At 72.6% G+C, this 11,470-nt stretch carries 6 protein-coding genes; 5 read left to right on the forward strand and 1 reads right to left on the reverse strand.

The features are described from left to right. Positions 1–182 precede the first annotated feature (182 nt). Positions 183–2,447 carry a glycosyltransferase family 4 protein gene (locus AOK23_RS33375; RefSeq protein ID WP_055716283.1) on the reverse strand — a complete coding sequence of 755 codons (2,265 nt, stop codon included), beginning with the start codon at positions 2,445–2,447 and terminating at the stop codon, positions 183–185. A 231-nt stretch (positions 2,448–2,678) separates the two neighbouring features. On the opposite strand from AOK23_RS33375, the gene AOK23_RS33380 reads away from it, so the two are divergent. The 5 genes from AOK23_RS33380 (at position 2,679) to AOK23_RS33400 (ending at position 10,798) form a co-directional block, all read left to right on the forward strand. Further along, the gene (locus AOK23_RS33380; RefSeq protein ID WP_055716284.1) at positions 2,679–4,070 is read left to right on the forward strand and encodes a diacylglycerol/lipid kinase family protein; all 1,392 of its coding nucleotides are present in this window, start codon (positions 2,679–2,681) and stop codon (positions 4,068–4,070) included. Positions 4,071–4,167: 97 nt separating this feature from the next. Next, the gene (locus tag AOK23_RS33385) at positions 4,168–6,024 is read left to right on the forward strand and encodes a serine/threonine-protein kinase (protein WP_055716285.1); all 1,857 of its coding nucleotides are present in this window, start codon (positions 4,168–4,170) and stop codon (positions 6,022–6,024) included. A gap of 228 nt (positions 6,025–6,252) precedes the next feature. Next, entirely contained in the window at positions 6,253–7,884 is a 1,632-nt protein-coding gene (locus AOK23_RS33390; RefSeq protein ID WP_055716286.1) for a succinic semialdehyde dehydrogenase, read from the forward strand. 104 nt (positions 7,885–7,988) lie between these two features. Continuing rightward, a complete protein-coding gene (locus AOK23_RS33395; RefSeq protein WP_055716287.1) occupies positions 7,989–9,794 on the forward strand; it encodes a GMC family oxidoreductase in 1,806 nt (601 codons plus the stop codon). 275 nt (positions 9,795–10,069) lie between these two features. After that, entirely contained in the window at positions 10,070–10,798 is a 729-nt protein-coding gene (locus tag AOK23_RS33400; protein WP_055716288.1) for a hypothetical protein, read from the forward strand. Positions 10,799–11,470: the final 672 nt, after the last annotated feature.

Raw genomic sequence — 11,470 nt, forward strand, 5'->3', positions numbered from 1 at the left:
GCTGTGACCGGAAAGGTTTGCCGGAAAGCTCGCGGCGTCCGGTGCGATGCCTCGCACGGCGGAGCATGACCCGCGTACTGGGATGTACTCGGGTCATGCGACAACGCCGCGAGGTGCCGCACCGGACGCCGCGAGCCGGTGAACCCTTCCGGTCACAGCGCTAGACCCGCCGAGGCGGGGGCTCACTCCGGTCGGGACACGCTCACGGCGAGGTCGTTGGTGACGGTGAAGAAGTAGCGGGCCCGCACGGACACGCCCGACCTCGCCGGCAGCGTGACCTCCGGGTACTTGTCGGTGTCCTTGCGGTCCACGATGTCGCCGAACAGCCGTCCGAGGCGGACCGGTTCCGCGTCGGTGACGGGCCGCAGGAACAGGTCCCAGATCACCTTGCCGGGCACGGTCGGCCCCGGCAGCGAAGGCAGCCTCCCGTGGAACAGGCGCCCACGGAACGGATGTCCCTCGGGCAGGCGCCCGCCGGTGGCCTCCACCGGTGCCTCGAAGTCCGCCGCCTCCCCACCCCGGGCGACACCCACCAGCGCCGCGCCGGCACCGAGTTCGGCCCCGTGCAGGACGCCCTCCACGGCCGACGACCCCTCACCGACCGGCAGCGCGGTGACCTCGGCATGAGCGGCGCGGTGGAAGGTCCGCAGGGCGAGGTAGCCGTCCTTCGTCGTGTACGGGATCCACCACGCGACCGGGCCCGCACCGGTGAACTCCGAGGTCAACAGGCCCCGCTGCTCCACGAGCCCGGCCCGCAACCGGCGCCGGACGCCGTCCCCCGCCCGCTCCGCGTACAGGTCCCAGCGCCCCTCGGCGAGGGGCGGACGGGTCTGGCTCAGCAGCGCGACCCAGCGGTCTCCGGTGACGTCCGGCGATTCCCGGTCCGACGGATTGCGGGCACCGTCCGCTGCCTTCGGCTTCAGTGGCGCGTCGGCCGAGAGGTGCGGGGTCTCCTGCTCCAGCGGCACGCGGGGCGCCTCCCGTTCCAGCGGCACCCGGAGTTCGTCGGCGCCGTGGCGGTGGCGCAGGACGAGTACGAGGTCCCGTCCGGAGGCGTCGGTCCAGCCGACCGAGACCCGTACGTCCCGCCGCGCGTCGACCCGGCAGTCGCCCCACGGACGGGACGGCCGGTGCTCGCTCTCCGTCGCGGGCGCCGCCCCGACCCGCCGCGCACCTCGCCCCGGAACCGCACCAACCGCACGCCGCATCCACCGCCCCGGCGCCGTACGGCCCGCCCGTCGCCCCTGCCCCGGCACCGCGAGGCCCAGCCATCGCCCCATCCCCGCGACCAGCCCCGGCCGGCGGGCGCCCAGTAGCTCGGTGATGAGCCGCTCGTACCGGTCCGCGATGGTGGCCGGTTCGTACCGCTGGACCGTGGCGCGGCCGGCGGTGCCGAGGGTGTGCCGGAGACCGGGGTCGTTGATCAGGCGGAGCAGACCCGTGGCGAGGGCGTCCGGGTCGCCCGGCGGTACGAGGAGGCCGTCGGAGCCGTCGGTGATGATCTCGCCGGGGCCGTGGGGGCAGTCGGTGGCGACCACGGGCACCCCGGCGTGCATGGCCTCCAGGATGGTCATGCCGAAGGACTCCCACGCGGAGCTGACGACGGCCACCGAGGCCTTCGCCCACTCGGTCTCCAGGGTGGTGTGCGGGCCCATGAGGAAGACGTGGTCGCCCAGGCCGTGCGCGGCGACGGTGGCGCGCAGGTTCGCGCGCTCCGGCCCTTGGCCGTGGATCCGCAGCCGCCACTCGGGGCGCTCGGCGACGATCTTGGCGAACGCCTCGACGAGCAGGTCGTAGCGCTTGACCGGCACCAGCCGCCCGGCGGCCACCACGAGCGGGGCCCGCAGGTCGGAGGGTTCGGCCCTCGGGCGGGGCGCGGCGTTGGCGATGTCCGTGATCCGGGTGCGCAGGCCGGGCAGTCGGCGGCGGTGGTCGGCGGCGTCCCGCGCGGACACGGTGACGAACGCGTCGAGGCGGGCGATCGCCTCGTTCTGCGCCGTGCGCACCCCGGGCACGTGGTTGTCGTACGACAGGTGCTCCTGCCCGATGCGGATCGCGTGCCGCGGTCCGTGCTCGGCGAGGACGACGACCAGCGCGGGGCGGGTCGCGACGAGGACGTCGGTGTCGGTGGTGTCGAGGAAGGCGCGCAGGCGCGCGTCGGTCAGGGCGGTGTAGCGGTGGGCGAGGACCTCGGTGGGCGGGACCAGCGCGGAGGGCCGCGCCATCAGCTCGTGGCCGCCGTCGTACGCCGAAGAGTCGGGGCGCTCGTCGACCAGCGGGACCAGGCGGACGTCGCCGTGCACACCGAGCAGCGGCTGTTCCGCCGTCCGCAGGACCGAGACGATCTCGACCTCGTGCCGGGCGGCCAGCGCCCCGGCGAGGTTCAGGGTCGACCGGACCGTGCCGCCGATCGCATAGGCGTTGTGCAGCAGAAAGGTGATCTTCATGGGTGTCGGGCTCCGCGTTCGTCGGCCACGCCGACTCGCCCAACACCCCGCCGCGCCGCCAGGAACCGGCCCGGACCCCGACCATGACCCCAATGGGGGTACACGGGTCGTGGCTCCGTGCGGGACTCGCGACGGCGTTCCCGCGGATGATCGGAAGGCCATCGCCTTGGCCCGCTCCCTGGCCCTAACATGCCGTGTCAAGTGCATGATCGGCGCGGAGGGCGGGCGGGCGTGGGCATCGAACACCTGGACGTGCGGGCTCATGCGCGACAGCGATGGGCGGCGCGGGCCGCCCTCGGCTGCGCGGCGCTGGCCGTCCTGCTGCCGATCGGCTATGCGCGGGAGGCGAGCCTGCTGCTCGTCGCGGGCCTGCTGCTGGGCGCCGGTCTGACGGTGGCCGCGCTGTGGTGGGTGCTGACCCATCGGGGCGCCGTCCGGGTGGCGGCGGCCACGCTGGCGGTGGCCGCGCCGGTGGGCGTCATCTGGTGGTTCGCGGCCGTCAACCTGCTGTGGGTCGTGCTCGTGTCGGCCGCGCTGTGGGGTGCGGCCGTCTGGTCCGGGAAGTTCGCGCTCAGCCTGACCAAGTCGCACCGGGTGGACGTGCCCGAGCACCGCACGCCCGCGCCGAGCCGGCCCTTCCTCATCATGAACCCCAAGTCAGGGGGCGGGAAGGTCGACCGTTTCCGGCTGAAGGAGCGCGCCGAACGGCTCGGCGCCCGGGTCCATCTGCTCGACCCGGCGCACCCCGAGGACGTCGCCGTGCTGGCCCGGGACGCGGTCAGGGAGGGCGCCGACCTGCTCGGCGTCGCCGGCGGCGACGGCACCCAGGCCCAGGTGGCCGCCATCGCCGCGGCCTACGACGTGCCCCTCCTCGTCATCTCCGCCGGCACCCGCAACCACTTCGCCATGGACCTCGGCCTCGACCGCGACAACCCCGCCGCCTGCCTCGACGCCCTCACCGACAAGGGCGTCGAACTCCATGTCGACCTCGGGTACGCCAGCGGCCACCCCTTTGTGAACAACGCGTCCTTCGGCGCGTACGCGGCCGTCGTGCAGAGCCCCGCCTACCGCGACGACAAGGTCCGCACCACGCTGGAACTGTTGCCCGAACTGCTCACGCACCAGCGCGGTCCGCGGCTCACCGCCCGGATCGGCGACGCCGTGATCGACGCGCCCCAGGCCGTGCTGGTCAGCAACAACGTCTACCGGAGTGACGATCTGGTGGGCCTCGGCCGACGTGAGCGGCTGGACGCCGGGGTGCTGGGCGTGGTCGGTGTACGGGTCGAGAGCGCGGCCGACGCCGCGAGCCTGGTCCTCGGGCCGAACGCGCCCGGCCTCAGCCTCCTCATCGCCGACGAGATCGTGGTCGAGGCCGACCGGCCGGAGATCGAGGTCGGCGTCGACGGCGAGGCCCTCGTCCTGCCCACCCCGGTCCACTGCCGGATCTCGCCCAAGGCCCTGCGCGTCCGGGTGCCGCGCGACCGGCCCGGCGTCCCCGAACCCAAACCGCCGCTGGACTGGCGCCGGTTGCGCAAGCTCGCCGCCGCCGTCGGCCGCACGGCCCTGCCCAAACACCGCGAACGGTACGGCTGGGCCGAGGACCTGTGGAACCGCCGGCGTTAGCGCGGAGGGACGACCGGCAAGCCGCTCCGCCCGGCGGCGCGCCCGGCGGCCTGGCCGTACGTCGACAAGTTCCGCTTCCGCGCGGTACTGATGTCGCATGAGTGATGACGGCGAACATCAGCGCGACGCACGCCGGTTCGGCGGGCGGGCCACCCAGTGCGACGATCGTCTGGTCGGCGGTCGCTACCGCCTCACCGAGCGCATCGGGTCCGGTGGCATGGGCACCGTGTGGCAGGCCGTCGACGAACTGGTGGGCCGTGAGGTCGCCGTCAAGCAGCCCCGGCTGCCGGGCGACCCCGACGACCCGGAGAACGAGGAGCGCCGCCGGGCCGCCAACCGCCTCTACCGCGAGGCCCGCGCCGCCGCCCGCGTCGACCACCCCTCGGCCGTCACCATCCACGACGTCGTCATCGACGACGGCCACCCCTGGATCGTCATGGAGTGGGTCCGCGGCGAGTCCCTCCAGGAACGGCTCCGACACGGTCCCCTCACCCCCGCCGAGTCGGCCCGTATCGGCCTCGCCGTCGTCGGCGCGCTGCACGCCGCGCACGGCGTCGGCATCGTCCACCGCGACGTCAAACCGGCCAACGTCCTGCTCGGGCCGCGCGGCCAGGTCGTCCTCACCGACTTCGGCATCGCCCACGTCCAGGGCGAGGAATCGCTCACCATGACGGGGGAGTTCGTCGGTTCGCTGGAGTTCGTCGCCCCCGAGCGCATGTCCGGGCACGGTGCCGCCGGGCCGCCCTCCGACCTGTGGTCGCTCGGCGTCCTCCTGTACGCCGCCGTCGAGGGCGCGTCGCCCTTCCGCCGTACGTCCCCGGAGTCCACGCTCGCCGCGATCCTCTCCACCGAGCCCCCCGAACCCACCGGGGCGGGCCCCCTCGGCCCCCTGGTCGTACGGCTCCTGGCCAAGGACCCGGCGGACCGCCCCGACGCCGAGCAGACCGCACGGATCCTGGCCGACGTCGCGGAGGGGCGGACCCCGGACACACAACTGCCGTCGGAGCTGAAGCAACTGGGCGAGGACGAGGGGACCCTGCGACTCGCGGGCGAACGGCCGGGCACGGCGTTACACGAGGAGGCGGCACCCGCCGTCGCCGCGACCGACGACCGGCATGCGGGGCACCTGCCCGACGCCGGGAACACCTCTGAGGCGCTCGCCCCGGCCGAGCCCGAGCCCGAGAACGCCCCCGCGGTCCCCCTCACCGCCGGTCCCGAGCAGGTGTCCGGGGACTCGTCGGCGAGCCCGTCGGTGACCGTCGACGCACGGGGGCCCGTGTCCGCCCGGCGGCCCGGCAGGCGTCCGTCCCGGCGGCTGGTCGCCGTCGGGGCCGTCGCCGGGGTCCTGTTGGTCGGCGGGGGAGTCTGGGTGGGGACGCTGATCGGCGCCCAGGACGACCGTCTCGCGGTCCCCGAACCTCACATCGGGTCGTTCTCGGGCCGCCCCGCCTCGTCCAGCCCCGAGTCCGGCACGTCGGAGTCCCCGTCCGGCGCCGACACCCGCTGGGTCGCCCACCGCGAGAAGGAGATGAACGCCGTCCTGTCCCTCCCGAGCTCGTACGAGCGGACCGGCGAGAAGCGCGGCGAGGGCGGCACGTCCAGCACGGTCACCTACGACGGCGAGAAGGTCATCCGCGTACGGCTCACCCAGTGGGACAAGGCGTCCACGTCGCCCATGAAGGAGGCCAAGGACTCCTCGGACATCGTGGGCAGCGGCGTGAAGTCCACCGCGCAGTACACGAGTACCAGCTTCGACGGGCAGGAGGCGGTGCTCGCCGACACCACCCACTACGCGGACGGCACCCCCACCCGCGTCCTGGAACTGATCGTCCGCACCGACGACAGCCGGATGTTCGCACTCCGGGTGGACATGCCGAAGGGCACGCCGGACGAGAAGAAGGGCACCGCGGTCTTCAAGGGGGCACGCGAGCGGCTGAAGATCCTCAGGGAGTGACTCCGACGCTCCCGCCGAGGTGACTCCGGCCCTTTCGCCGAGGTGACGCCGGCGCTCCCGCCGAGGTGACGCCGGCGTTCCGCGTGATGTGACCAAGTCGCGACGCGGGCGCACAACGCGCTGATCAGCGTCTTCGTGCCACTGATCACTGGCATGGTGTGTGCGGCCGGTGAAAGCCTGTTACCGCCGGGTACCCAAAGTCGTCCGCTCCGGAATACCCTGCGCGTCATGACGGACTCGCAGGCCCCCGCAAAGACCGGCACGGCACGGACGACCGGCACCAACCCCCTCGCACCCGCCCCGGCGGGCGCCCGTACCGCCGCCGACGTGGTCACCCCCGAACTGGTCGCCCAGCTCACCAAGGGTGTGGTCGGCTCCGGCCGGACCGCCAACCACACGCCGTTCACCGGCGAGAAGCTCGCCGACCTGCCCGAGTCCACCCCCGAGGACGTGGAGAAGGCGTACGTGCGGGCCCGCGCCGCGCAGGCCGTGTGGGCGCAGGTGCCCGTCCGTGAGCGCGCCGCCGTCCTGCTCCGCTTCCACGACCTCGTCCTGCAGCGCCAGGCCGAGGTGCTGGACCTCATCCAGCTGGAGACCGGCAAGGCCCGGCTGCACGCCCACGAGGAGGTCCAGGCCGTCGCGGTCGCGGCCCGCCACTACGGCCGCAAGGCCCCCGCGTACCTGAAGCCGAAGCGGCACACCGGCGCCGTACCGACCCTCACCAAGGTCGTCGAACTCCGCCATCCGCGCGGTGTGGTGGGCCAGATAGCCCCCTGGAACTACCCGCTCGAACTCTCCGTCGGCGACGCGATCCCCGCCTTCGTCGCGGGCAACGCGGTCGTGATGAAGCCCGACACGGAGACCTGCCTGACCGCCCTGTGGGCGCGTGACCTCCTCGTCGAGGCCGGTCTGCCCGCCGAGGTCTTCCAGGTCGTCCTCGGCGAGGGCCCGGTCATCGGACCCGAGGTCGTCCGGCACGCCGACTACGTCTCCTTCACCGGCTCCACCCGCACCGGCCGCGAGGTCGCCCAGGGCGCCGCCGCCCGCCTCGTCGGGGTCTCCCTCGAACTCGGCGGCAAGAACGCCATGCTGGTCCTGGAGGACGCCGACATAGAGAAGGCGGCTGCCGGAGCCGTCCGCGCCTGCTTCTCCTCCGCCGGCCAACTCTGCATCTCCATCGAGCGCCTGTACGTCCACGAGTCCGTCGCCGACGCCTTCCTGGAGCGCTTCGCCGCCCGCACCCGGGCGATGCGCCTCGGCACGTCCCTCGCCTACGGCGCCGACATGGGTTCCCTCGTCGGCGACCGCCAGCTGGAGACGGTCACCCGGCATGTGGACGAGGCCGTCGCGAAGGGCGCCAAGGTCGTCGCCGGCGGTGTCGCCCGCCCCGACATCGGCCCCTACTTCTACGAGCCGACCATCCTCGACGGCGTCACCGAGCCCATGGCCGTCTGCAACGAGGAGACCTTCGGCCCCGTCGTCTCCGTCTACCGCTTCAAGGACGAGGACGCGGCCATCGGCGAGGCCAACGCCACCGCGTACGGCCTCAACGCCTCCGTCTGGACCAAGGACGGCCGCCGCGGCCGCGCCGTCGCCGCGCGCCTGCGCGCCGGCACGGTCAACGTCAACGAGGGCTACGCCTCCGCGTACGGCAGCGTCCAGTCCCCGATGGGCGGCATGAAGGACTCGGGCCTCGGCCGCCGCCACGGCTCCGAGGGCATCCTCAAGTACACCGAGGCCCAGACGGTCGCCCAGCAGCGCGTCCTGCCGATGGCCCCGGCCTTCGGCATGGACGACGAGAAGTACGCGCAGTTCATGAGCACCAGCCTCAAGGTCATGAAGGCGCTCCGGCTCAGGTAGCCGACCCGGGGGCGCGGGGCCGTACCGATGTGCGGCTCCGCCGCGTGAGCGCGAGCAACCACATACGGCCCGCAGACCAGGACCGTTCTCAGCGAGGAGAACACGTGTCGTACGACTACGACGTCATCGTCGTCGGCTCCGGCTTCGGCGGCTCCGTGACCGCCCTGCGCCTCACGGAGAAGGGGTACAAGGTCGGCGTCCTGGAAGCAGGGCGCCGCTTCACCCGTGACTCCTTGCCCAAGAACTCCTGGGACCTGAGGAACTACCTCTGGGCCCCGGCCCTGGGCATGTACGGCATCCAGCGCATCCACCTGCTCGGCAACGTCATGGTGCTCGCCGGCGCCGGCGTGGGCGGCGGCTCCCTCAACTACGCCAACACCCTGTACGTCCCGCCGAAGCCCTTCTTCGAGGACCCTCAGTGGAAGGACATCACGGACTGGCAGGAGGAGCTGAAGCCGTACTACGACCAGGCGCGCCGCATGCTCGGCGTACGGCTCAACCCGACGATGACCCCGTCCGACGTGCATCTGAAGGCGGCCGCCGAACGGATGGGCGTCGGCGACAGCTTCCACATGGCCCCGGTCGGCGTGTTCTTCGGTGACGGCGAGGACGCCGACGGCAAGGCCAAGGCCGCGGCCGGCGACCAGGTCCCCGACCCGTACTTCGGCGGCGCGGGCCCGGCCCGCAACGCCTGCACCGAGTGCGGCGAGTGCATGACCGGCTGCCGCCACGGCGCGAAGAACACCCTCAACGAGAACTACCTCCACCTCGCCGAGAAGGCGGGCGCGGTCGTCCACCCGATGACGACGGTGGTCGCCCTCACCGAGGACTCGCAGGGCGGCTTCGCCGTGACCACCCTGCCCACCGACGAACGCCGCAAGGCGGGCCGGGGCAAGGGCAGGGGCGGTTCCGGGGGCCGTGTCTTCAAGGCCCGCCGGGTCGTCCTCGCCGCCGGCACCTACGGCACCCAGACCCTGCTGCACCGTATGAAGGCAGGCGGCCAGCTGCCCCACATCTCCGACCGCCTGGGCATGCTGACCCGCACCAACTCCGAGGCCCTGGTCGGCGCCCAGACCGACCAGCGCCGCTACCGCAAGGCCCACGGGGCCGACGTGGACTTCACCCGGGGCGTGGCCATCACCTCGTCCATCCACCCCGACGAGAACACTCACATCGAGCCGGTCCGCTACGGCAAGGGCTCCAACGCGATGGGCGGTCTGTCGATCCTCCAGGTCCCGTACGCGGGCGGTACGGCGTCGGGCGCGTCGCGCGTGCTCGGCTGGCTGGCCCACGCGACGAGGCACCCGCTGCTGGTGGCCCGTTCGCTGTCCAACCGCCGCTGGTCCGAGCGGACCATCATCGGCCTGGTGATGCAGTCCCTCGACAACTCGCTCACGACGCATCTGAAGCCGAAGGGCCCCGGCAAGGGGCTGCTGACCGCCCGGCAGGGCCACGGCGCCCCCAACCCCAAGCAGATCGAGGCCGCCTCGGCCGCCGCCTCCACGATCGCCGCCGAGATCAACGGTTTCGCCGGCAGCAACGTGGGCGAACTGATGGGCACCCCGCTCACCGCGCACTTCCTCGGCGGCTGTCCCATCGGCGCCACCCCCGAGGAAGGCGTCATCGACCCGTACCACCGCCTCTACGGCCACCCCGGTATCTCGGTCGTCGACGGCGCCGCGGTCTCCGCCAACCTGGGCGTCAATCCGTCCCTGACGATCACGGCCCAGGCCGAGCGCGCGATGTCGTACTGGCCGAACAAGGACGAGCCCGACCACCGTCCCGCCCCCGGAGCGGCGTACGAACGCCTCCGCCCGGTGGAGCCGGTGAACCCGGCGGTCCCGGCGGACGCCTTCGGCGCGCTGCGGCTGCCGCTGATGCCGGTGCCGACGGTGCCGCCGAAGAAGTAGGCAGTCGGAGAAGCCGGGAAGTCGTTCAAGAGAAGCGGAGAAGGACCCGCACCCCCCTCCGAGCGCGGGTCCTTCTCTCGTGTGCCAGGTGTGACAAGCGAGGCATGCGAAGGGTTGCCCTCCGGATCACAGCTTTCTGGAGTGACGTGAGTCACATGTGAATGTGGCGGGAGTGACGCAACGAACCCATGGGGCTGGATGTCACATACATGTTCGATGGGCCCTGTGGGGCCCCTGTGTGATGCGAGAAGCGCAAGGTGTAAAGGGTGGGGGACATGAAGTCGAAGATGTCGCGAGCAGCGGTGGCCGTCTCGGTCGTGGCCACGCTGGGTCTCACCGCGGCGTGCGGTGGCGGCGGTGAGGACAAGGACGCGGAGAAGAAGCCCTCGGCGGGCTCCTCCGCCCCGGCCGAGAAGCCGAAGGAGCCGGCGGGGCAGGGCGCGCTGACCGAGGCCCAGTTGCAGAAGGCCGCCCTGACGAAGGGCGACGTCAAGGGCTACACCATCGCCGACATGCCGGCGGAGGACATGCCCGCCGAGACCGTTCCCGCGCAGCCGGCCGCCTGCCAGCCCATCGCGAACATGTTCTTCTTCACCTCGGACCCGCAGGCCAAGGCCCGCGCCGGGCGCACGGTCACCCCGAAGGACGAGCTCTCCGGCAGCGTCATCTCCCTCGCCCTCGCCGCGCACGAGCAGAGCGACGCCGAGAAGGTGATGGCCGACCTGCGCAAGGCGACCGAGAACTGCACGAAGTATGAGCACGTCGGCAACAAGTACTCCGGCATCGAGGCCCTCCCCGCCCCCGAGCAGGGCGACGAGGCCGTTTCGTACAAGCTGAAGGGCGACATCGAGGGCGCCAAGATTCCGATGTCCTTCACCGTGGTCCGCAGCGGCTCGACGCTCATCGGGTTCTACTCGATGAACATGCTCGACGCGGACAAGGCGAAGGTCCCGGCGGAGGTGCTGGAGGCGCAGGTCGCGAAGCTGGAGAAGGCGGCCGGCTGATCTGCCGCTGATCTGCGCTGATCTGCGGCTCAGCTGAGGCCGCTCAACGGCGATCTGCCGGTGGCACGCATGGCGAAGGGCCCCGTGGGACGAATCCACGGGGCCCTTCGCCGTCAGCACCGACGTCAGGGCAGCGCCGGTGCCTCGCAGCGGCGCCGGGGGGTCGCGCCGCTGGTGGGGGGTGGAGGTCGGACGCGCGCACGGGGCGCGGTACCGGGTGTCGACCTTGCGGTGCGGGCTGCTCCTGCATCGTGCCGGGCGGCTGACGGCCTCCGTAACCGTCTCGCCGCCCTCGGAACAATCCGCCGGTCGGCCCCGGGCGTCCCCGGAGCCGACCGTTCAGTTGAGTGACCGGGCTGCTGTCCCCTGCGGTCCGGTCACAACTTTGGAGCGAGGTCCCACGGCGCACGGCACGATCCGGACGCCTCATCGCTCCAGCGGAGCCACGCGTGGTTCTTTCGGACCCGGACCTGGCTGGCACGGGCATCGGGACCAACGAAGCGCGTCGCACGGCGGTCACGCGCCGTACGGGTGAGACGGCAGGCGTACGTACGTGCGCCCGGCGCGTGCGCCGTGACCTCGCCGGACGAGGCGCCGAGGGGTGCTGCTCGGGCGAGGGGTGCCCGACCGAGGGGTGTTCGGCCGAGGGCGCTCGGCCGAACACCCCTCGGT

The organism is Streptomyces torulosus (genome assembly GCF_001419765.1).
In the GTDB taxonomy this organism is placed as follows: Bacteria; Actinomycetota; Actinomycetes; order Streptomycetales; family Streptomycetaceae; genus Streptomyces; species Streptomyces torulosus.

Coding starts and splice junctions, on each gene's coding strand:
- AOK23_RS33375 (WP_055716283.1), bottom strand. CDS start 2,447: ATGAAGATCACCTTTCTGCTGCACAACGCCTATGCGATCGGCGGCACG.
- AOK23_RS33385 (WP_055716285.1), top strand. CDS start 4,168: ATGAGTGATGACGGCGAACATCAGCGCGACGCACGCCGGTTCGGCGGG.
- AOK23_RS33390 (WP_055716286.1), top strand. CDS start 6,253: ATGACGGACTCGCAGGCCCCCGCAAAGACCGGCACGGCACGGACGACC.
- AOK23_RS33400 (WP_055716288.1), top strand. CDS start 10,070: ATGAAGTCGAAGATGTCGCGAGCAGCGGTGGCCGTCTCGGTCGTGGCC.